Annotated in this window: 23 protein-coding genes; 12 read left to right on the top strand and 11 right to left on the bottom strand. The window is 32.1% G+C overall.

Annotated elements, in window-relative coordinates; genetic code table 11:
- The first annotated feature begins 199 nt into the window (after positions 1-199).
- From CN925_RS08930 to CN925_RS08910, 5 genes are all read left to right on the top strand, one after another.
- Positions 200-1,276 carry a DUF3900 domain-containing protein gene (locus CN925_RS08930; RefSeq protein ID WP_098845905.1) on the top strand — a complete coding sequence of 359 codons (1,077 nt, stop codon included), beginning with the start codon at positions 200-202 and terminating at the stop codon, positions 1,274-1,276.
- A 352-nt stretch (positions 1,277-1,628) separates the two neighbouring features.
- On the top strand, positions 1,629-2,207 hold the full coding sequence (locus CN925_RS08925) for a biotin transporter BioY (protein WP_098845904.1): 579 nt from the start codon (positions 1,629-1,631) through the stop codon (positions 2,205-2,207).
- Positions 2,208-2,258: 51 nt separating this feature from the next.
- Positions 2,259-3,725: an AMP-binding protein gene (locus CN925_RS08920; protein WP_098845903.1), complete on the top strand. Its 1,467-nt coding sequence runs from the start codon at positions 2,259-2,261 to the stop codon at positions 3,723-3,725.
- Entirely contained in the window at positions 3,721-4,821 is a 1,101-nt protein-coding gene (locus tag CN925_RS08915) for an acetyl-CoA C-acyltransferase (RefSeq protein WP_098845902.1), read from the top strand. Before CN925_RS08920 ends, CN925_RS08915 begins: the two co-directional genes overlap by 5 nt.
- 47 nt (positions 4,822-4,868) lie before the next feature.
- Positions 4,869-5,177 (top strand): CHY zinc finger protein, encoded by a 309-nt coding sequence (locus CN925_RS08910; protein WP_098845901.1) that lies wholly within the window; start codon positions 4,869-4,871, stop codon positions 5,175-5,177.
- Positions 5,178-5,284: 107 nt separating this feature from the next.
- Here CN925_RS08910 and CN925_RS08905 read toward each other — a convergent pair whose 3' ends face one another.
- The 4 genes from CN925_RS08905 to CN925_RS08890 all read right to left on the bottom strand — a co-directional run bounded on the left by CN925_RS08905 (position 5,285) and on the right by CN925_RS08890 (position 11,137).
- A complete protein-coding gene (locus tag CN925_RS08905; RefSeq protein ID WP_098845900.1) occupies positions 5,285-5,902 on the bottom strand; it encodes a LysE family translocator in 618 nt (205 codons plus the stop codon).
- 129 nt (positions 5,903-6,031) lie between these two features.
- Positions 6,032-8,644 carry a phosphoenolpyruvate synthase gene (gene ppsA, locus CN925_RS08900; protein ID WP_098845899.1) on the bottom strand — a complete coding sequence of 871 codons (2,613 nt, stop codon included), beginning with the start codon at positions 8,642-8,644 and terminating at the stop codon, positions 6,032-6,034.
- 180 nt (positions 8,645-8,824) lie between these two features.
- Positions 8,825-10,663, bottom strand: a complete 1,839-nt coding sequence (locus tag CN925_RS08895) for an ABC transporter ATP-binding protein (RefSeq protein WP_286138301.1) — start codon at positions 10,661-10,663, stop codon at positions 8,825-8,827.
- A 15-nt stretch (positions 10,664-10,678) separates the two neighbouring features.
- Positions 10,679-11,137, bottom strand: a complete 459-nt coding sequence (locus CN925_RS08890) for a MarR family winged helix-turn-helix transcriptional regulator (RefSeq protein ID WP_180232905.1) — start codon at positions 11,135-11,137, stop codon at positions 10,679-10,681.
- Between the two features lie 266 nt (positions 11,138-11,403).
- Here CN925_RS08890 and CN925_RS21540 point away from each other — a divergent pair, with 266 nt between their 5' ends.
- Entirely contained in the window at positions 11,404-11,538 is a 135-nt protein-coding gene (locus CN925_RS21540) for a hypothetical protein (RefSeq protein ID WP_286138300.1), read from the top strand.
- A gap of 134 nt (positions 11,539-11,672) precedes the next feature.
- Here CN925_RS21540 and CN925_RS08885 read toward each other — a convergent pair whose 3' ends face one another.
- Positions 11,673-12,050 carry a DUF1259 domain-containing protein gene (locus CN925_RS08885; RefSeq protein ID WP_098845897.1) on the bottom strand — a complete coding sequence of 126 codons (378 nt, stop codon included), beginning with the start codon at positions 12,048-12,050 and terminating at the stop codon, positions 11,673-11,675.
- Positions 12,051-12,314: 264 nt separating this feature from the next.
- On the opposite strand from CN925_RS08885, the gene CN925_RS08880 reads away from it, so the two are divergent.
- The 3 genes from CN925_RS08880 to CN925_RS08870 all read left to right on the top strand — a co-directional run bounded on the left by CN925_RS08880 (position 12,315) and on the right by CN925_RS08870 (position 14,233).
- Complete coding sequence (locus CN925_RS08880) at positions 12,315-12,515, top strand: cold-shock protein (protein WP_098845896.1); 201 nt, start codon at positions 12,315-12,317, stop codon at positions 12,513-12,515.
- A 532-nt stretch (positions 12,516-13,047) separates the two neighbouring features.
- Positions 13,048-13,479, top strand: a complete 432-nt coding sequence (locus tag CN925_RS08875; protein ID WP_098845895.1) for a helix-turn-helix domain-containing protein — start codon at positions 13,048-13,050, stop codon at positions 13,477-13,479.
- Positions 13,480-13,483: 4 nt separating this feature from the next.
- Positions 13,484-14,233, top strand: coding sequence for a hypothetical protein (locus tag CN925_RS08870; protein ID WP_098845894.1), 750 nt, complete (start codon positions 13,484-13,486; stop codon positions 14,231-14,233).
- Positions 14,234-14,459: 226 nt separating this feature from the next.
- On the opposite strand, the gene CN925_RS08865 is transcribed toward CN925_RS08870, so the two are convergent.
- Positions 14,460-14,939 carry a PaaI family thioesterase gene (locus tag CN925_RS08865; RefSeq protein ID WP_098845893.1) on the bottom strand — a complete coding sequence of 160 codons (480 nt, stop codon included), beginning with the start codon at positions 14,937-14,939 and terminating at the stop codon, positions 14,460-14,462.
- A 245-nt stretch (positions 14,940-15,184) separates the two neighbouring features.
- Between CN925_RS08865 and CN925_RS08860 the strand changes: the two genes are divergently transcribed.
- Positions 15,185-15,373 carry a helix-turn-helix transcriptional regulator gene (locus tag CN925_RS08860; RefSeq protein ID WP_098845892.1) on the top strand — a complete coding sequence of 63 codons (189 nt, stop codon included), beginning with the start codon at positions 15,185-15,187 and terminating at the stop codon, positions 15,371-15,373.
- Positions 15,370-15,801, top strand: a complete 432-nt coding sequence (locus CN925_RS08855; RefSeq protein ID WP_098845891.1) for a hypothetical protein — start codon at positions 15,370-15,372, stop codon at positions 15,799-15,801. Before CN925_RS08860 ends, CN925_RS08855 begins: the two co-directional genes overlap by 4 nt.
- Before the next feature lie 159 nt (positions 15,802-15,960).
- On the opposite strand, the gene ltaE is transcribed toward CN925_RS08855, so the two are convergent.
- Together ltaE and CN925_RS08845 are read right to left on the bottom strand one after the other, a co-directional pair.
- Entirely contained in the window at positions 15,961-16,983 is a 1,023-nt protein-coding gene (gene ltaE / locus CN925_RS08850; protein WP_098845890.1) for a low-specificity L-threonine aldolase, read from the bottom strand.
- 113 nt (positions 16,984-17,096) lie between these two features.
- Positions 17,097-18,098: a helix-turn-helix domain-containing protein gene (locus CN925_RS08845; protein ID WP_098846116.1), complete on the bottom strand. Its 1,002-nt coding sequence runs from the start codon at positions 18,096-18,098 to the stop codon at positions 17,097-17,099.
- Positions 18,099-18,383: 285 nt separating this feature from the next.
- Here CN925_RS08845 and CN925_RS08840 point away from each other — a divergent pair, with 285 nt between their 5' ends.
- Positions 18,384-19,538: a tyrosine-type recombinase/integrase gene (locus tag CN925_RS08840; protein ID WP_098845889.1), complete on the top strand. Its 1,155-nt coding sequence runs from the start codon at positions 18,384-18,386 to the stop codon at positions 19,536-19,538.
- Positions 19,539-19,656: 118 nt separating this feature from the next.
- Here the strand turns inward: CN925_RS08840 and CN925_RS08835 are convergent, their stop codons facing one another.
- From CN925_RS08835 to CN925_RS08825, 3 genes are read right to left on the bottom strand one after another with little or no spacing between them, the layout of a single operon-like run.
- On the bottom strand, positions 19,657-19,926 hold the full coding sequence (locus CN925_RS08835; RefSeq protein ID WP_098845888.1) for a hypothetical protein: 270 nt from the start codon (positions 19,924-19,926) through the stop codon (positions 19,657-19,659).
- Between the two features lie 3 nt (positions 19,927-19,929).
- Positions 19,930-20,316, bottom strand: a complete 387-nt coding sequence (locus tag CN925_RS08830) for a hypothetical protein (RefSeq protein WP_098845887.1) — start codon at positions 20,314-20,316, stop codon at positions 19,930-19,932.
- Positions 20,316-20,687, bottom strand: a complete 372-nt coding sequence (locus CN925_RS08825; RefSeq protein WP_098845886.1) for a DUF2089 domain-containing protein — start codon at positions 20,685-20,687, stop codon at positions 20,316-20,318. The genes CN925_RS08830 and CN925_RS08825 overlap by 1 nt, the downstream gene beginning before the upstream one ends.
- Positions 20,688-20,867: the final 180 nt, after the last annotated feature.

The following is a 20,867-nucleotide window of genomic DNA, read 5'->3' as shown; positions in this document are numbered from 1 at the left end:
TTTAATTTTATTGGTTCCACAATTAATTATATCTTCATTTTATCATAGTGTGTAATGAATTTGTCTTATAACTGTAAAATTTCTCTATCTTATGATAGTTTTTATGGAAATTTTGTCCAAAATCTATTGAGTTCATGATTGACTTTAGCGATTCCTCATCCATATACTTAAATACAGTAACATAGAGAAAGGTGATTGGATGGATTTTGAAATTACATATTTATCGTTTTATGTTGTTACTGTGGAAGGTAAAGGTGAACAATCAGATAAACGGTATAAACATTTTCAAACATTAGATGAATCAATGTTTGAAGAAAGCGCATTAAAAGGGTTTTTAGAAGGTGAACTTGAAAGAATTGTAAATCGAAAAGTTGAAAAACATCCAAAATCTGATTCTGTACCTACGAAATTAGGTCACTTTATCGTCGAAGAAGGCCACTCGTTAGACTCAAATCCAAATTATAACTTATTCCAGCGAATAAGAAATGCTAAATCAATTGAAGATTTTAAAGCGGAAAATGAAACGTTAGTCATTAATTACATTGATACAAGTGCAGTTCGCGGAGGAGCATTTCTAGTTATTCAAGCGAAACTAAGAAAATATTTTGATGATCCATTCTTATTTGTCCTAAAGTGTGATTTTGAACCAAAAGTTGCTTCCATTTCAGATGAATCTACTCTCATAAAAACGGTTGAAATGGCGATTACAACGAAAAATATGAAATCGATTCAATACCCTTATATGGAAGAATTAGGGATGATCTCAGAGAGTGAATTAAAAATCCATCAAGCTTCTCATGCAAGATATTTTGAAGATTTCTTAAAATTTGTTTCCTATTCTGAATCAATGCCGGAAATTGTAAAATCTCAAGTCATGGAAATGGTTTATGACAAGATTGAAGATGTTTTTGAAGAAGAAAGTGTTGAAAGACAACAATTCGATGCAGCAATGGAAGTTTGGGCAGCTAGTCCTAAGCGTGAGATTCAAGAACATTTTACCCCTACTGAAGTAATCGAAGCAGCCGCACAAATCGTGGAACATACACCAGAAATTGAATTATCATTTAAAGCGGACCACTTTTCTGTAAAAGGATTACTAGCAGATTTTGGCGATAATCTCCATATTGCGAAAGTAAACGGTCGATATGTCGTTATTTTAGAAGCAGATACATTGCAATTTGAGAAAGGATTTTCTCCAATAGAGTTTTTGAAACCAGATGAGTTGGATGATGTCATTGAGCGAATTGGTCAGAAAGGTAATAAGCCAGGATATTAAACAATCGAAAAACTCAAAATTAAAAAAAATATAAGACAGTTTGCTATTTCTAGCTTACTGTCTTTTTGTCTTTTCAATTTGAAAAATTTTAGATAAAATCTCTCTTCGCTTTTCTTCCAAGGCATAATAATTCTTTTAAATTTGAAATCAGTCTATTTTCCTCTCCTCAAGACGTTTATTAAATTAAAACTTGTCGACGATTATTACGAATTACTCCTAATTTCGATCATTTCTTTTAGTTTTCTATTTTAATATAGTATATGTTAACTAAAAAAAATAATTAGTTGACATATAATTCAAGTTTCATTAATATGAGTATAGTTATCAGAAAATTGTTATTAGGAGAATTAGAATGAAAATCAAAGAAATTACATTTGTAGCAATGTTTGCAGCAGTTATGGCTGTTCTTGGACAAGTCCCTCCGATTATGTTATCCTTTACACCGGTTCCTATTACATTACAAACTCTTGGCGTTCTTCTTACTGGTGGTGTTTTAGGTGCTAGATTAGGTGCATTAAGCCAAACGATCTTTTTATTATTAGTTGCAGTTGGCATGCCACTTTTATCTGGTGGACGTGGTGGTTTTAGTGTATTTGCTGGACCGAGTGTTGGTTATTTAATTTCATGGCCTATTACGGCTTTTGTAATTGGGTATTTATTATCACGCTTTAAAACATTAAAATTAAAACATGTCTTATGGATTAACTTGACTGTTGGAATTCTATTAATCTATTTAATCGGTATCCCAATTCAAGCTTTTATGATGCAAATTCCAGTTCTAACAGCGGTTAAATTAAGTTTAGTGTATATTCCAGGAGATGTATTAAAAGCGATTCTTGCTTCAATTTTAGTTTTCAAACTAAGACAGCAAACTGTGTTTTCAAGTACTTTGGCAAAAAATTATTCAAATCAATCAACAGAAAATATGTAAAATCTGATGAGACACTCTTGTTGTGTCTCTTTTTTATAGAGGTGATTGTAAATGGCAAATATTACAGAAACTTATCAGAAAAACGCTAGATTGACACCTGATAAAATTGCGATCCATACGAGTAATCAACAAATCAGTTACAAAAAATGGAATGAGTTAATTAATCAAACGGCTAATTGGCTACAATCTTATCAATCAAATTCGAAAACAATTGGTATTCTTTTACCGAATGGTATATCGTTTTTGCAGATGTTTGCAGGAGCTTCAAAAGCAGGATGGATCGCTGTACCTTATGATATGAAATGGAATCTAGCGGATTTGGAAAAAAGGATTAAACTCTCGAATCCTTCTATCATTGTTACAACAAAAGAAATGTATAAAAAGATTCATAAGATTCATCCATATGTAAAGGTATTAGATGATATTTTACTAGAAATTGATAAATTCGATTCTTTATCTTCATTAGAAATTACTGAGAACCTACCTTTCTATGTCGGATTTACTTCTGGTACAACCGGGAGCCCGAAAGCATTTATTCGTTCTCAAAATTCATGGGTTGCTAGCTTTGATTGCAATCGCTATGACTTTGGTTTAGATGAAACGGATCAAATCCTTATACCTGGAGCTTTAATCCATTCTCATTTTCTATATGGTGCGATTAGTACATTATATTTAGGAGGAACCGTTATCCTTTTAGAAAAGTTTTCTCCTTTAAACTTACTATCACGAATCAATACTTTGCCTATTACGACAGTTTATGTTGTTCCGACAATGATTGAAGCATTATTAAAAGAAGGTATTCAAGTTCATCATGCGATAAAAATACTTTCGTCCGGTGCAAAGTGGACTGAAAAATCCAAAATTGAATTTCGTCATTTGTTTCCTGCAATGACGATCTACGAATTTTTTGGAGCTAGTGAACTTAGTTTCATTACTGTTTTGTCTGATCAAGATGGTGTACATAAGGCAAAAACGGTCGGAAAACCATGTTATGGTGTGGAGTTACAAATTCGTCGACCAGATCAAGAGTTAGCTAAGCCGAATGAAACTGGAAAAATATATGTAAAAAGCAACTATTTAATAAATGGGTATTTTGAAGAAAATGAAAGAACCATTCACCCAATTCATGATGATGATGGTTGGGCTACTGTTCATGATATGGGCTTTATTGATGAAGCCGGTTTTTTAACAATTAACGGACGAGAAAAAAACATGATTCTATACGGAGGTATTAGTATTTTTCCCGAAGAAATCGAAAAGGTGATCGCTCTTCATCCTGATGTAGAAGAAGTTGCAGTCGTAGGTCTTTCAAATCCGTATTGGGGTCAAATTGTTGCGGCAGTGATCAAAGGAAAATCGAATTCGTTTGAGTTAAAAAGATTTTGTAAAACACATTTATCAGCTTATAAAATACCTCGTAAATGGTTTTTTCAAAATGAAATGCCGTATACGACTAGTGGAAAAATAGCACGCGCAGAGTTAATTAAACAAATCGAAATGCAGGTGACGAACAATTAAAAGAGCTGTCATTGTTAATGCGAAACGAACACCTATTGGAAAAAAAGGTGGAATATTACGAGATTTTCAACCACATGAGCTTGCTGCCCCATTGCTAAAAGCTTTGGCAAGTGGGTTAGAAGACAAAATTCAAGACATCATTTTAGGCAATGTTGTAGGACCAGGTGGAAATATCGCTCGAGTTTCTGCATTAGAAGCGGATCTTCCCCTTTCAGTTCCAGGGATTACAATTGATCGTCAATGTAGTGCAGGATTAGAAGCGATCCGAATGGCTTGTTACTTCATTCAAGGCGGTGCTGGAAATTGCTATCTTGCTGGAGGAGTTGAAAGTACTAGTACCTCCCCATTTCCTGCTAGAGCGAGATTTGCACCGGACAAAATTGGTGATCCAGATATGGGAATTGCTGCAGAAAATGTAGCAAAAAAATACGATATCACAAAAGAAGCGCAAGATCAGTATGCATTATTAAGTTATACACGAAGCTTTGAATCTCATCAAAATGGATATTTCAATGAAGAAATTATTCCAGTCGGTGATGTCGATCAAGATGAAGTGTTTTTCAAAAAAAGGAAAATGGAAGAACTTTTAAAAAGAGCAAAACCTGTATTTAAAAAGAACGGTACAGTCACTGCTGCAAATAGTTGTGGAATTCATGACGGGGCCTCCGCTGTTTTAATCATGGAGGAAAATGAAGCGATAAAAAACGGTTTAAAACCGGTTTTACGCTTTGTAGACAGTCAGGTTTCGGGTGTTCATCCTAATTATCCAGGTGCGGCTCCGATCCCTGCAATTCAAGATTTATTAAGTAGAAACAAATTAACAGTAGCAGATATTGAACTATATGAAATAAACGAAGCTTTTTCTTCTAAAGTACTAGCCTGTTCGAAGGAACTTTCTATCCCTACCTCTAAGTTAAACAGTTGTGGTGGTGCACTAACGATTGGTCATCCATATGGGGCTTCTGGGAGCATCATGGTGACGAGACTTTTTTATGAAGTACAAAGAAGAAAAAACTTACAATCAAATTATGTAGTCGCTGCTATTGGAAGTGGTGGTGGAATCGGATTAGCTGTCTTATTCGAAGTCGTAAAATAAGGTTAAAAAGTCAGAAAGTAGTAAGTAGTATAACGAGAGGTGTACATATGAAAGTAATTGGTTCAATTGATCTACATACACGTTGTAAACATTACCATACAGAAAGAGATATCATTGCCATTAAATTTAAATGCTGTGATACGTATTATGGATGTTATTATTGCCATGAGGAAAGTACGAATCATGAACCAAAAGTCTGGAGCAAGGATGAATGGCAAACAAATGCAATTCTTTGTGGCAACTGTCATGAGGAATTAACAATTCAAGAATATCAGACTTGTAACTACAAATGTCCTAAATGTGAATCTGATTTTAATCCAGGATGCAAAAATCATTATCATTTGTATTTTGAGTAAATAGTTTTTATAGTCGTTTCCTCTTTAACGATCGTAAATAAAAAACAGGATCCCCTGTTTATAATTTCGGGACATCCTGTTTTTTATTATTAAATCGTATTAAACGATTATGATTGTGTTTGAAAAGCAACTCTTAAACCTAACCCAATATACACGATGCCAATCGCTTTTCCCATCCATTTTGGTCCTTTTGTTTTTTTGCTAAAGATTTTTTTCTTGATTACACTTGATAAAAGCACTAGTAAAGTTGTATACAAAATACTAAGTAATACAAATGTCAGACCAAGCATTAAAAGTTGGACGATTACTGAGTTCCCATTATGTTGTACAAATTGTGGTAAAAGTGCTAAGAAAAATAATGCAGTTTTAGGGTTTAATACCTCGATCAGAACTGCTTGACGAAAGGAGAGTTTACTATTTACTTCTTTTTGTTCAGTTGATTTTTTACTGTTTTTCGATTTTTTTATGATGGCAGTGATTCCTAAATAAAATAAATAAGCTGCTCCTAAATATTTAACGATTTCAAATGCTAAAGAAGAAGTCATTAAAATTGCCGATAATCCAAATACAGATGCGCATGTATGAATTAAATCACCGACAGCAATCCCAACGCCTGTTAAGATGCCATTCCATTTCCCACCTTTCATTGTTTGGGATAAAGTTAAAAGTACTGCGGGTCCTGGTATTAAAAATAATGTTAATACGACTAATATAAATGAAAGCATGATGATGGTCTCCTCTCTATCTGTTATTTTTTAGAATATTATACAACATTAATTGGCTAAAATTGTCATTTATTTCAATAAAAATAAGCCGCTTTCCAAATTAGGAAAACGGCATTTGCATTTCAACAATTATAGTATTTCAATATACCCTTCTGTTCCATGAACACGTATTTTTTGCCCGTCTTTTATCAGTTTAGTCGCATTCTCTACTCCAACAACTGCTGGTAAACCATATTCTCTTGCGATGACCGCGCCGTGTGTCATCAGTCCACCAACTTCAGTGACCAGTCCTTTTATTGCTACAAATAATGGTGTCCAACTTGGGTCGGTAAATGAGGTGACTAAAATGTCACCCTCTTCTAAGTTTGCATCTTCCATATTTATAATAACACGCGCTCTTCCTTCGATTACACCCGAAGAAACAGCTAAACCTACAATAGCTTCATGAGGAAGATTTTCCCGTTTGTATTCACCTACAATGATTTCACCATCGGATGTGATCACTCGTGGAGGTGTTAGTTTCGTAAATAATTCGTACTCTTCTTTTCTTTTCTTAATGATTTGGTCATCTAGTTTTTTTGTACGAATGACTTCGTGTAATTCCTCAAAAGTAAGATAAAAAATATCTTCAACTTCAGAAATGACATTCGATTTAACTAGTTGTTCAGCTTCTTTCATTAAAGCTAGCTTATACACAAAATAGCGACTAACCATTCCATATTTCGGATATTCACGATATCCAATGAAATTTCTGATTAGACTAATTACTTCCTTTATTTCTTCTGCTTTTTGTTTGCCATCCGGTAATTGCAACAAGCGTTCTACAAGTTCTTGTTCTTTTTGCATCGCTTTTTGTAGCCCTTGCTCAAATTTCTGTTTACTTGCATGCGGCTCAAAGTTTTTAATATTACTAAGAATCATAGGGACGAGTATAGACGGTTTTTCGCTCCATCTTGTTCTAGTAAGATCAATTTCTCCAGTACATCGCATGCCATATTTTCTTAAATAATCATCGATTGCGTCTTTCGTTTCCTGTCCGCCTTCAAATGTAAGCAATTCATCTATAAAGTCATCATCTTGTACATGCTGTAAATAATCGATTACTTCTGGATAAGGACGAATTACATCCGCTACATCCATTAGTGCCAAACCCATTTCTGAAGTAATATTATTTGGGACAGATTGTGTAAGAGTATCTCCTACATTCTTTTCATCTAACCAGTCGTTTATTTTTTCATTGATCCATTCTGTCGCGTTCATAGCAGACATAAAAACTGCCGAACTTCGTGGGTCAAATAGTAACTCTCGTAATTTCTGTAAATCTTCTAAAATAAAATCCATTAAATCCGTTCCTGATTTTGTTTGTATGTTTTGTTTTAACACTTCGATTGATGTTTCGTTTTTCTTAATTAAATCAGTAACAATTTTTGGATCGTTTTCGATGAGTGCTTTAAAACTCGACGAAGATTGTTCTTGAACATTTCGATTAGGAGTTGTTTCCTTATTCTCAACGGATGATTCGATAAAATCTTCTCGTGCTACAACCTTTAATAAAGCGTCTTTTAAGAGCGGATCAGATTTTCCTATAGCTTCTATAAACATTTTTCTTCGATCAGGTGAAGCAAGATTTTGTGAGATATCGACAAATAATCTACCACCTGCTTCACGCATCGGTGCCCTAGTCGTTAGCATCCAAAACGATAATCCCAATGGTTTAATAGGATCAGTCATCATTTGTTGATGTCCTACAGATAGATAGACGTGTTTTTCTTGGTCATCCACTTTAGGAATTGGATATAAAGTTGTGATTGGACGACTTTGGACAATATAAAATGTATCGTCTATTAAACACCACTCAATATCTTGTGGACAATGGAAATAATTTTCTATTTGTCTACCAATTTGTGCTAGTTGTAAAATTTGTTGTTCTGTAAGTGTTTGAGTGTTTTGTTTTTGAGGATCAATCTGTTGTGACGCTGTTCCGCCTTCTTTCCGACCATAAATTGCCATTTTTTTTGTAGCGATTCTCTTATCAATGATTTCATTATCTTGTACCTTATAACAATCGGCCGATACTAAACCAGAAACTAACGCTTCTCCAAGTCCAAAACTTGCATCGATTGATAGCACTTTTCGATTGGAAGTAATAGGATCAGCAGTAAATAATATCCCTGAAGCCTGCGGAAAAACCATTTTTTGAATGATAACGGATAAATAAACTTGACTATGGTCAAAATTATTTTGCATTCGATAAATAACTGCACGATCTGTAAATAACGAAGCCCAACATTTACTAATATGTTGTAGGATATTTTCCTTCCCAATAATATTTAAATAAGTGTCTTGTTGGCCAGCAAAAGAGGCATGTGGCAAATCTTCAGCGGTTGCACTAGAACGCACAGCGTATGCATATTCTTCGCCGAATTTGGAGAGATAATTTGAAACGACATTCACAACATCGGTAGGGATTGGTACTTCCAAAATAATGTCTCGAATCTTCCTACTAATCTCACTAATTTGATTTCGGTCTTTTACATTTAGCTTTGCTAATTGACCCAACAAAGTTTGGTAAGATTCGTTTTGTTCAATAGCTTTTTGGAACCCCACTGTTGTAATACAAAATCCTTCTGGTACTTTTATCGTTGGAATTTTTGATAATTCACCTAAATTTAATCCTTTTCCTCCAACAAGTAAAAGTTGTGTTTTATCAATCTCCTGGAAATCGAGAACTAAAGAATTCATTCCACATCTCTCCTTACCTTTATTGTCTATTGATTTTATCAGTACAAAATAAGAAGATAAAGTCTACAATGACCATTTTTTTATGGTATAATTAAAGTAGGAAGAGTACGTCAAAAATTGGTTAATGAATTTACACATACATAATGAAAAAAAGCACAGATTAAATTCTGTGCTTTTTCTTTATTCAATTGATGCGATTGCTTTTCTACCAAATTGTTTATTGTATAATTCTTTATATAATCCATTTTTCATTAACAACTCTTCATTTTTGCCTTCTTCAACGATTTGCCCATCCTTTAACACAATGATATGATCGGCAGCCATAATCGTTGAAAGTCGGTGTGCGATCACTATGGACGTTTTATTTTTTAATAATCCTTGTATTGCACTTTGAATATAAAATTCAGATAAGGTATCTAACGAGGAAGTTGCTTCATCAAGAATAATAATTTCAGGGTTTTTCAATAATACACGAGCGATTGAAATTCTTTGTTTTTCGCCTCCTGAAAGCTTGATTCCTCGATTTCCAACAATTGTTTCATAACCTTTTGGTAAGCCCATTATGAAATCGTGAATATATGCTGCCTTACAAGCATTCATAATTTCTTCATCTGATGCATCCGGGCTTGCATATAATAAGTTTTCTTTAATCGTTCCATTAAATAAATAGCTATCCTGTGTAACAAGTCCAATATGAGACCGTAATGATTCTAGCGTGAATTCTCTAATATCACGACCGCCAATTTTGATTGAGCCTGATGTCAAATCATACAAACGAGGAATTAAATTAGTGATTGTTGTTTTACCAGCACCACTCGGACCAACTAATGCAGTCATCGTACCAGATGGAGCAATAAAAGAAATATTTCGCAATGCTGTTTTATCCTTCTGGTATGAAAATGATACATCGCTAAATTCAATATCTAAATGAGTAACATTCATTTCGGTAGCATCATCACGATCTTTAATCGTTAATTTCATATCGAAATATTCAAAAATACGTTCAAATAAAGCGATTGAACTTGTAATATTTACATAAAGATTGGTTAATTGTCCAACTGGTCCGTATAAACGACCAAGTAATGCAACAAAGCTAATAATCGCTCCAATTGTAATCTGATCGTGAATATATAAATATCCACCATATAAATAAATGAGCATTGGGCCGATGCTAGTAAAGGTTGATAGAATCATCATAAACCAGCGCCCTGCCATCGATTCCTTTATTTTAAGATTAGTAGCCTGTACATTAATGTCATCAAAATTTTTAAATTCCCTTTGTTCCTTTGTAAAAAGCTTCATTAATAAATAACCACTAATATTTAATGTTTCTTGTATAATATGATTTTGCTCACTTGTCTTTTCCTGTGTTTGTTTTGAAATACTCCAACGAACATTACCCATTTTACGCGTCGGTAGAATAAATAATGGTACAATGATTAACCCTAATATCCCAAGCCTCCAATTCACTATTAACAGTGTGGTAGCAGTTGAAATTAAGATGAATAGATTATTAGCGAAATTCACTATTGTATTATCAAATACAGCTTTAACACCTGAAATATCACTCGTCATTCGAGTAATTACTTCACCTTGCTTTACATTAGAAAAAAATTGGAGTGGCATTTGTTGTAAATGAAGATACATTTGGTTTCTCATATCGTAAATAATTTTTTGAGAAACATATGCATTTAAATAATTTTGATACACACCTAATAACCCTGAAATAATCGTCGTACTAAGTGAGGCAAGTACGAGATAGATTAAAAGACTTAAATCTTTGTTTGGTAATGCAGTATCAACAATATGTTGAATGATGATCGGCGGTAAAATGCCTAGTACTGAAGTAATTAATAATATAAGCACGACAAGTAAAGTTTGTTTCCAATACGGAATAAAATATTTTCCAATTCTAAGTAATATTGCCTTTGTAATATTTGGTTTTTGTGCGTTTTCATCAAATTTCATCCGCCCAAAACCATGGGGACCCATTGGAGGTCCACCACCCCATCCTGACATAATGATACGTCCTCCTTATTTCGAACAATTCGTTTGTTCATTTAATAAATCAGTTAAAATTTTTTTTTGCATGTCTATAAGTATAGTAAGCTCATCCTGTGAAAATTGTTCCAGTGAATTTGCTAAACTTTTATATGCTTCTGATTCTTCACGATACCGTTGACATAAAGCTTCCCCATCAGGTGTTAAAAATAATTGTGTTTCTCGGCGATCAATAGTTGATGTTTCTCTTTTTACATAATTTTTCTTCTCCAACTCATCAATACTAAGACTTACTCTGCTTTTAGCAGTACTAATTCGTTCAGTTAATTCTTTTTGTGATAGACCTTCATTATTTCGAATTGAATTTAGAATTATTAACTGCTGGAAGGTTATCCCAAGTTTTGTTGCGGTTTGTAAGTTTATTCTTTTAAGCTGACGCGCAATAGAAACAAACGAATTTGTTAAATCGATTGCATTTTGAAAATCTGGCATCATCTCACTCCTTACATTAGTTTATTTTATAAACTGTTTACATTGTAAACTAATAATAAAACTTTTTTGTTGAATTGTACAATTAAAAATTATTAATAAAAAAGACAAAAGAGTATATCCTACTGCATTTCTTAAATTTTGAAGTGTATTCGAACCTAATTTGTGAAATATTTAGGTGTTTAAATCGTTAGAATAACTGGAGGTAAATTTAGAATGGCGGATAATAATCTAGTATTTGGGCCAGTTCGAAATCCTTCTTTACCTCATTGGATTCAATAATTGAAGTTGAAAATGAGGAAAAATTCCCAAAACTGATCGAAGAAGATCCAGCAAAGATCGCTGGAATCATGACTACGGAATATCATCCAATGCTTGCAGTACTACCTAAACATACTTCATAAAGTAGTTTTTGAAAAAAGAAAACTAATTAAAAAAAGCAATCGGAACAGTGGTTTGTCCAATTGCTCTTTCGATTGCAATAATTTGTTTTTTTACTTTATATAATTTTAATCACTTTTGTTTCAAGTAAGTATCTTTAAAATAAACCTGCTTCCTTTGCCGCTTCAAAACTAACTTTTGTAAATTCAGCTGGATCTAAATTAACATTTTCCCAATGCATATACATCAATCTTGGTTTATCAAACAGCCAATGGTTATGAACTGCAGTCACTGTAATTCCCCTTTTACGTAAAGCAGTCATTAGTGGGTTAATTTCTTTCTGGCGGACAACTGATTCACCAAGGTTTAAACCATTATCCTCAAAAGATAGCATAAATGGAAGTGCTAATGGAGAACGAGTCCTACGACCTAAAATAGTTGCATTAATATCACGAAGACGCATAATTACACATACAGGTGTAGCTTGAACAACTACTCCTCCAATCATATCGGCAAGTTTTTGACAAGTTGACATATTGATCACTCTCTTCATACTTTTTAATTTTACTCAGTATCATATGAAGAAAATATAGGGCTGGTGTCTATCTAATCATTTATTACTCATTGTTGATCGCATCTATTTTCTAAGGAAAACGATAAAATTTGAAGAAAATCCTTTAATTTCCAATTAAATAAGTGGAAAGTCCTATTTTTTTCGTATGACAATTTGATTATCTTCCTTTAAATTGTTATAGTAATAACATTAAATGTGTTTAAACACATAAGGAGGCAATAAAATATGGAACATGGTAAAGTAAAATGGTTCAATGCAGAAAAAGGTTTTGGATTCATCGAGCGTGAAAATGGTGATGATGTATTTGTTCACTTTTCAGCAATTCAGTCTGAAGGATTTAAATCATTAGACGAAGGTCAAGCAGTTACTTTTGATGTAGAACAAGGACAACGCGGACCACAAGCAACTAACGTTCAAAAAGCATAATATAAAAAAAGTCGGATTCTATTTCTAGAAGCTGACTTTTTTTATTTTACAAAATAAAAACCCCTATTCATTTAAGAATAGGGGGAAGTGCAAACGTGGAGCTCGGGTAAAGAAATGGTTTAACGTATTATAGCCTATAAAAAATGAATATACAAATTTCTACTAAAAGAAAAGTGTGTACTACAAATGGTTAACACATCAGAGTAACCTTACTTAAAAAGATTTAGATGATCAATCAATCCATTTGATTACTTTTTTTCAAATGGTCTGCATCAGTGAATTCCTTCATTTCACCAACTTCACATACGGATTTTTCTTTGTTCATAAATGAATACTAAACATCTTCAATTTAAGGATCAAAGGAGAAAGCTTCGTTAATGCCGCATATGGAAACTCTTCTTTTTCAACATTTAACCTTACAATTTTACGTCCATATCAGTAATTTATAGAATTCGTTTCCTATGGTAAACAACAAATGTTTACTAAAGGAAACGAATGTGATACATTGGTTATACAAAAATGAGGTGATGCAATGAAATATAAAGTGAACAATATCGGAGCATTCATTAAAGAAAATAGATTGAAGAAGGACATTAAGTTGAGAACACTTTCAGGTTATCTAGACATAACTCCAGGATATTTATCGAAAATAGAAAACGGTTCTTCAAAACCTTCTTCCGAACTTCTAAAGAAATTAACAGATATCCTTGAATTTCAATTATCAGATGTTATCGAACTTCCAAGTGAGTCTAGCATTCAACTTTTTGAAGGAAATATATCCATCGACGATTTATTTACCGCACCACTAATTTCAATAGATGGGAAAAAACTAACAAAATTAGAACAGTTTCAAATGCTTAATATCATTAAAACAATACACCGTATTAAACGGTATCCTGAAATTGATGATTTAGAGCAAATGCAAATCTTATTAAAACAAATTCTAGAATTTAAGGAGTCATGATGTGATGAATAAATTAATACAAGATACTTCCATATTTTTTGATTCTCTAATAGAAAAAAATGAGGGTTCAAAAGAAAAAGTTGTAACTTTTGATATAAGGGCTACGAAAGCACTTGTATCTCCTGAAGTCGCTTTTGATACCGTTTTTCACCTTTCTCCTCAATATAAAGAGTTAGGACCAATATTCGAATTTATCAATCGACAATTAACACATTATATCCGTTTCTGTAGCGTAGAAAATTCATTTGCATCAACAATTGCTCGTCGTTTAAATGAAGAGAACATGATTTCTATTAATGAGGAGTTTTGTTCGTTGTCATTTACATTCGAAGACCAAGGGGACATGATTGATGTTGAGTTCACCTTACATAAAGAATATAAATCTCTTGAAAGGTATTTGCTTCAACTAAGTACCTTTTTCAGTAATTATTTAACTGAAGGTTTAAACAATTACGTTCTATTCAAAGATGAGGAATTATCTGTTGAAACGTATGAAATTGTCTATGATTTTGAACGTAGAAAAAACCATTATGATCAATTTGAAACAAAAGAAGGCCATCTATATGGTCCATCCAATCTATATGAAGCAATTAAAGAAAGTCACGGAATGAACTGGGTAGATATACACCGATATTTCCACCTCTTATCTTATGTCATACTTGATGATACAAAACACGATACAGGATTTGTTATGGAAGTGAAAACAAACTTCTTGTTGTTTGAAAGAATAGTGGCAAATGAATATGCTATATGAATTTCAAATAAAGTGTTTTGGGGAAAAGTAAACAGATTCCTATGTTAATAGAGAAATTATCACTAAACTAATAAAAGAACCTTAATGATTAAGGTTCTTTTCGTTCCTATACTTGATATAGTTCGGTATACTTCATATACTGTAGTACCAATAACAGTAACCCGATTGGTTTTGATACTATCATTAATAAAGCATGTGATTATTACTAAGAACTTGTTTAAGTGTTTTATTTTAAAAATGTACTAGGCATGACAACAAGAACTACCTCTCCACGTGCACAAAGAAGATCATTTGCGTATAATTCTGTATGAACCTTCCATTTTTTAGGATGGATTTCTTCAACAGTACCAACCGCTTTTAGTGGAACATCTTGTGGAGTAGGTTTAAGATATTCCACATTTAGGGCAGCGGTTACAAATCTAGGGGGTACTGAGCCATCTCCTATTTCGTTTCCATTTTTACGGTGTAAAGCAAGTGATGCAGAACCTGTCCCATGACAATCAATTAACGAAGCGATTAGTCCACCATAAATAAAACCCGGAATTCCCATGTACTTTGATTCCGGTGTAAAGATCGTAACAGTTTTATCACCTTGCCAACCAGTTCGAAGATGATGACCGTCTTTATTTAATCGACCACACCCATAACACCAAGCGAAATCATCGGGATAGATATCTTGTATTGCTTTTTCAATTACTTCTTCCATTTTTTCATCCTCCATAATAAATTTTAGTATGTATTCCCATTACTAACTTTTTCTCTGAAATATGTAAAAACTCCTCTAAAATTTAAAACTAATAAATGCGATTATTCTATAAAACGAATGCACTTTACTTACTTTAGAAAAAATCTATTTAGCATTTAGTGAAAATAATGTTTTATTAAAGAAATTTCCATAGCAGACTCCTAAAATTATTTTCTACTACATATAAAATTTATGAATAGTTTTAGTTGAACAGTAAATTTCGTGGAATCAAGCAAGAGGAATTAGCATCAGCTCTTGAAGTGTCAAGACAAACGATCGGTTCACTAGAAAACGGGCGTTATAACCCATCTATTCTCTTAGCATTCAAGATTGCTCGTTTTTTTGGTATGAGTATCGAAGAAATTTTTATTTATGAGGAGGATGAAAGTATATGAAAAAAAATAATTCGATTTATTATCTGGCCGTAGTAGCCTTAGTACTACTAATAAGCGGTATATACTTCATCAAAACAATTGGAAATCCACAAGGTTTGTTACGAGTGTTGCCTTATATTTGTGTTGGGCTTGGCTGTAGTATTTTTGGTCATAGTATGGGAGAAATATTGAACCGTTTAGTCATGAAGAAAAATCCTGTCGCAGCAAAGCAACTAGAGATTGACAAAAAAGATGAGCGTAATTTGGCAATCGCTAATCAAGCAAAGGCAAAAGCATATGACATGATGGTTATTTTATTTGGAGCCTTAATTTTTGCATTTTCCTTGATGGGTGTAGATATAATAATGTTGTTACTATTAGTAATTGCATATATGTTTTTCCTTGGATATAACAGTTATTACCGTTTAAAGTATTTTAAAGAGATGTAATATTATTTATGTAATTCTTTAGGAACAATCCCAAGGTTGCTTCTTTTTCAAACCATTTTTGTGAACCTCAGTTTATATGGAGGACAAATTTGACCATTAACGCAAATAGACCCCAAAAAAAAGAGGAAAATTCCTCTTTTTTTTAATCTTACCCAAAATTTATATTGTTTTCATCACATCAATTACTTTATCAATATCATTTTTCGTAATCCAGTAATGTGTAGCAAATCGCATCATGCCATCTTCATCAGGCGCAAAAATGATAATTCCGTTCTCTTTAAAAATTTGTTCAATTTCTTCAGGACTTCTTCTCATATCTGTTATATGGAAGAATACTAAATTGATATGAAGTTGAGACGTATTAACATGAATTCCTGGGATTTCCCTTAATCTATTAGCTAAATATTGAGCATTTTCATGATCTTCATGTAATCGTTTTGTCATTTTTTCTAATGCAATTATACCAGCGGCTGCTAAAAATCCAGATTGTCTCCACCCTCCACCTAATAATTTACGTTTCTTTTTCGCTTTTTCAATAAATTCTTTACTACCCGCAAGTATTGAACCTACTGGTGCACAAAGTCCTTTTGATAAACAAAACATCACGCTGTCACTATATTGAGATAATTCTTTAACATCCGTTTTTAAATAAGTAGCCGCGTTAAATATTCTTGCACCATCTAAATGTACAGGTATATTTGCATCCTTTGCTATACTATATACTTGTTTCATATAATCGATATGAACGACAGATCCATTTGAATAGGCATTTTCTAAACAAATCAATGAAGTTTCAGGATAATGGATATCATCAGGTCGGATCGAATGTCTAATTCGATTAAGATCCATCTTGCCGTGAGTTGTCTGTAATGTTCTTAAGTGAACTCCGGCAATCACTGAAGCAGCTCCAACTTCATGTTCGAATATATGACAATCCTCCCCAAGAATAACTTCACTACCACGATTACAATGTGTAAACAATGCAAGTTGGTTACCAAATGTTCCACTTGGTACAAATAAAGCAGCTTCTTTCCCAATCATGGAAGCAGCTAGAAATTCTAATTTTTGTACAGTTGGATCATCCCCATAAACATCATCACCGACTTCGGCTAAAAACATGGCTTGTCTCATTTCATCTGTTGGATTTGTTACAGTGTCACTTCTTAAATCGATAAACTTCATTTTCATTCCCCTTTTTACTATTTTCAGAATTATCAAAACTAGTTTAATAGACGCATCGAGATTTGAATTCTAAGACAAGTACCCATCTCATTGTCGGAAATTGTAGGATAATTTTAGTCATTAAAAGAGTTGTTTTTTTCAAATTCTTTTAATCCAATAAGCAAAAGCTTCTCAGTAATATCCTCAATTCCGGTATGATGATTTAGTGCAATTTGTTTAATCTTTTCTTTTATTGAATCTTTCACAAAAATAGTTAGTTGTTCTTGATTACTCGTAAACACTATAAAACCTGGTCTAGTAGAAAGCTTACCATCAGTTAAACAGTTTTGTAAAATTTCAAAATCTTGTTCAATTTGGGCATCAGGATATGGTAGTTTAATTGGTTTTATTTCTACCTTAATTGAGTTGCCCTTTATATAAAGATTCATATTTTGATGTCCAATGTGTTTATAAAATGAATCGATAATACCAAAAATCGGAGCATTAATTGACTGAGGTATTGGAAATTGAAAAGAAATCATACCTCTTTTCGTACTATGACTGGCTTTTTTCATTTCATAAGCTTTTCTAAAACCACGGCTTGTAAGTTCTTCTTTATTTAAAAGTTCACCCATATTTGTTTTTGCTACGATTTCATTGGTTTCATTAAGCTCGATAATTCGAGCTTTTTCATTCGAGTTTACTATTTCATAAAGTCCAAATAAGTAAAATTCTAAGTCTTTTGTAAAAAAAGATTTTTTTCTTGATGAATTTGAGAATTTTAGATTTTCAATTTCTTCTTCTGGAATAAATACAGTTAGTCTACCTTTAAAATTTACTTTACTTGCGCGGATTTTTCCTTTTTTTATATATTGATGGATTGTTGCTTTTGATACTCCTAATAATTTAGCTGTTTCAAGTACAGTTAGTCCGACTGGTTTTACAGTTTGAGATTTTAACTGATTAAGATCATCTAGGTAAAACCTCATTGTTCCATCGATTTGCCAATCCTCATAAACAAGATTAAGTTTCCCAGTCTTAACATAATTGTAAATCGTTTGTTTTGATACACCTAACAGTTCTACAGCCTCATTTGTTGTCACAATCTCTTTCGTTTTTTGATCTTGTTCTAACATTTAAATTCTTCCTTTTTCATTGTTTTGTAGACTTATTATATCATAAATATTTCCAACAAATTATTAGAAAGTAATTAACTACATAAAAATAAATTCATTTATTTATAAATAATCAATTTTACGACATTTGTTTAAGATAGAATAATGATGTATTTTTCTACCTAATTCAATTTTTATAAATTAGAATTTATAAAAAACAGATAGATATTATTTAACTGAAAAAAGTATACGCATTTATACTATAAATACTTTGATTTATGTATAATAGTTTATGAGGTGAGTAATATGTTAGTAAAACCAAATCTAATTATTGCAAATTCAATCCATTTACCAACTAAAAATCTTCATGAATCCAATATTATTGAGTATTTAATAGATGAAACATATTTTCCGATCCTTCTACAAACAAAGTTTGAAAATGAAAAAAATCACCGGATGATCTATGAAGGGTTTTCTGATTTAGATATGATTTATTATTTTGTCCATCAAAGAAAAGATATTCAAAAATCGAAACAACGAAAAGATAGTACAAAGATGGAATACATAAGGGAATTAATGCAGTTTTTTCGATACTTGATGAAGAGTGAGGAATTTTTGCGTCAGGATGTAGAATCTTATATAGAAACTTCTTTTTTCAAAAATTTAAAACAAAGACATATCGATTCATATCAACAATGGCTGACTACTTATGAGTACGGGTCAAACAAGCAACAATATCGTGTTACAACTCTTTCAAGAAAACTTGTCATACTAAAAAGCTTTTTTAAGTTTTTATTTGATAGTCATTATGTACAAATACCTTTATATACTCGAATATTAAATGCGAAAATTACAAAAGATGATTTACCAAATCGCGATTTAGAAGAAAATGAAGTTAAAGCATTATTGAATTTTTATAGTGGAAATATTTTAAAGACAACATTAATTAAGTTATTAGCTACAACTGGTATGCGTATTCGAGAACTTGCTGAGGCAAATTGGGGTAAAGTTACTAAGGATTCAAACGGTTATTGGCTTGAAATTGTTGGAAAAGGAAATAAAAAACGAGAAGTTAAATTATTAAATCATGTATTTGTAGATTTATGTAAACTAAGGAGTCGACGTGGTTTATCAAATCAAATTTCTAAAACCGATTCAACTCCATTTTTTCCAAATAAACTGAATAAACATTATTCGTTTAAATATTTATCAAATTTTGTCATTAAAATGATAAAAGATTCTGAGTTACCTTTTGTAATAGATCATAATCGAACGAACAATATTAGTCCTCACTTCTTCCGACATCATTATGCTTGTCGTTCAATTGAAAAAGGTGCAAGCATTTATCAAGTTAGTAGAAGTTTAGGGCATGAAAGTATTCAAACGACTGAACTTTATTTAGCAAAAATGATGAATCGAACGCAAAATGCAAGTAATGTTTGGGATGATGAAGATTATTAATCGGAAAAAACCCCACTTTTTTAAATGGGGTTTTTTACAAGTAGTTTACATAATATTATTATAAACTACTTATTTAAACAATTTGTGAAATATAATTAAATGTTTAATAGAATGAATTTTATAGCTTTACTACTACCTCTGTTCCATCTTTTAATTTCGTATCAACAAGAATTAGTCCCTTGTTATTAGAAAGACCGTGAAGTAAAGGCTTCAAATCTTTTCGATTTATTTCAGGGAAATTGAATTTGTTGCCATTTTTGTTAATGGCTTTATTAATTAAACGATTAAGCCATTTAGATGAGATGATCAAACTAGCTAAATTTAAAACGGCATAAGGTACAGGAATGGAAAATCGTTTTCCTTCTATTTTCACTTTGACCTTTAACATAATCTACTCAATCACAACAAAAACTTTATCGCCGTTTGATGAAGTGATGTCAACGATTTGTCCGACCATTTCGTTTTCGATTGCCTCAATTAACAGATCAACGTTAATATCTTTTATATATTTTTCAGCTTCTGGTATTTTTTCAGCAATATTTGTACCTACTTTTAAAACTGCCTTCACGAGATTAATTGGCAAATTAACATTAACATTATCTCCTACTTCAGAGTTGACACGAATCTTTAATATTTTATTTCCATATGGTTCTTTTTTTAGTGTTATGCGTTCTGGCTGATTTTTATCTTGTAAAATATTAATTAATTCACTTGCTTTATCCTTATCAATCTTTCCTTCTTCCATAAGCGTTAAGATTCTTGAAATCTCGTCTTTCATTAAAAGTCCCCCTCTTTTAATAATTGAATGGCTTTTTCGGCTGTAATTTCGCCTTTTTCCAATAAAGTAACAATTTTCGATTTATCTATTTCTGGTTTCTTCTGAGTGGAATATCCTAGGGTAGAGATTATTTCATCTAATTTTCCCCTGACGGTCGGATAAGAAATTCCTAGTTCCTTTTCAACCTCTTTGATATTTCCGCGGCATTTAAGAAAGATCTCAATAAAATGGAGTTGTTCTTGCCCTAAAGCCGCTAATTTTGATACCTCAAATTCATTTTCAATCGTTGTCTGACAATGCTTACAATGAAGCTTAGTAATTTTAAGTGACTTGCTGCATACAGGACAATTAGTGAGTAAAGGATACGACATACTATTCTCCTTTCTTATATTTAATCTTATCATACACTAAAAATTCATTTTTTCAAACACCAATTTAAGATTATTTATAAAAATTAATAAAAATATTAAAATGTTAAAATTAAATATTAATAAAATTGATTCGATGAACTAGAAAATTTAATTTTTATATAAATTCCCCTTCTTTTATTC

The sequence above is a fragment of the Bacillus sp. AFS055030 genome, assembly GCF_002574545.1.
In the GTDB taxonomy this organism is placed as follows: Bacteria; Bacillota; Bacilli; order Bacillales; family Bacillaceae_G; genus Gottfriedia.
This window is presented reverse-complemented; position numbering and strand designations above follow the sequence as displayed.

Bases quoted from the DNA above. Each gene is read 5' to 3' on its own strand.
- CN925_RS08830 (WP_098845887.1), bottom strand. From the start codon at position 20,316: ATGAAAGACGAGATTTCAAGAATCTTAACGCTTATGGAAGAAGGAAAG.
- CN925_RS08905 (WP_098845900.1), bottom strand. From the start codon at position 5,902: ATGCTTTCATTTATATTAGTCGTATTAACATTATTTTTAATACCAGGA.
- CN925_RS08840 (WP_098845889.1), top strand. From the start codon at position 18,384: ATGTTAGTAAAACCAAATCTAATTATTGCAAATTCAATCCATTTACCA.
- CN925_RS08835 (WP_098845888.1), bottom strand. From the start codon at position 19,926: ATGTTAAAGGTCAAAGTGAAAATAGAAGGAAAACGATTTTCCATTCCT.
- CN925_RS08910 (WP_098845901.1), top strand. From the start codon at position 4,869: ATGAAAGTAATTGGTTCAATTGATCTACATACACGTTGTAAACATTAC.
- CN925_RS08890 (WP_180232905.1), bottom strand. From the start codon at position 11,137: ATGCCAGATTTTCAAAATGCAATCGATTTAACAAATTCGTTTGTTTCT.
- CN925_RS08895 (WP_286138301.1), bottom strand. From the start codon at position 10,663: ATGTCAGGATGGGGTGGTGGACCTCCAATGGGTCCCCATGGTTTTGGG.
- CN925_RS08825 (WP_098845886.1), bottom strand. From the start codon at position 20,687: ATGTCGTATCCTTTACTCACTAATTGTCCTGTATGCAGCAAGTCACTT.
- CN925_RS08930 (WP_098845905.1), top strand. From the start codon at position 200: ATGGATTTTGAAATTACATATTTATCGTTTTATGTTGTTACTGTGGAA.
- CN925_RS08855 (WP_098845891.1), top strand. From the start codon at position 15,370: ATGAAAAAAAATAATTCGATTTATTATCTGGCCGTAGTAGCCTTAGTA.
- CN925_RS08885 (WP_098845897.1), bottom strand. From the start codon at position 12,050: ATGTCAACTTGTCAAAAACTTGCCGATATGATTGGAGGAGTAGTTGTT.
- CN925_RS08845 (WP_098846116.1), bottom strand. From the start codon at position 18,098: ATGTTAGAACAAGATCAAAAAACGAAAGAGATTGTGACAACAAATGAG.
- CN925_RS08865 (WP_098845893.1), bottom strand. From the start codon at position 14,939: ATGGAAGAAGTAATTGAAAAAGCAATACAAGATATCTATCCCGATGAT.
- ltaE (WP_098845890.1), bottom strand. From the start codon at position 16,983: ATGAAGTTTATCGATTTAAGAAGTGACACTGTAACAAATCCAACAGAT.
- CN925_RS08925 (WP_098845904.1), top strand. From the start codon at position 1,629: ATGAAAATCAAAGAAATTACATTTGTAGCAATGTTTGCAGCAGTTATG.
- CN925_RS08880 (WP_098845896.1), top strand. From the start codon at position 12,315: ATGGAACATGGTAAAGTAAAATGGTTCAATGCAGAAAAAGGTTTTGGA.
- CN925_RS08920 (WP_098845903.1), top strand. From the start codon at position 2,259: ATGGCAAATATTACAGAAACTTATCAGAAAAACGCTAGATTGACACCT.
- CN925_RS08870 (WP_098845894.1), top strand. From the start codon at position 13,484: ATGAATAAATTAATACAAGATACTTCCATATTTTTTGATTCTCTAATA.
- CN925_RS08875 (WP_098845895.1), top strand. From the start codon at position 13,048: ATGAAATATAAAGTGAACAATATCGGAGCATTCATTAAAGAAAATAGA.
- ppsA (WP_098845899.1), bottom strand. From the start codon at position 8,644: ATGAATTCTTTAGTTCTCGATTTCCAGGAGATTGATAAAACACAACTT.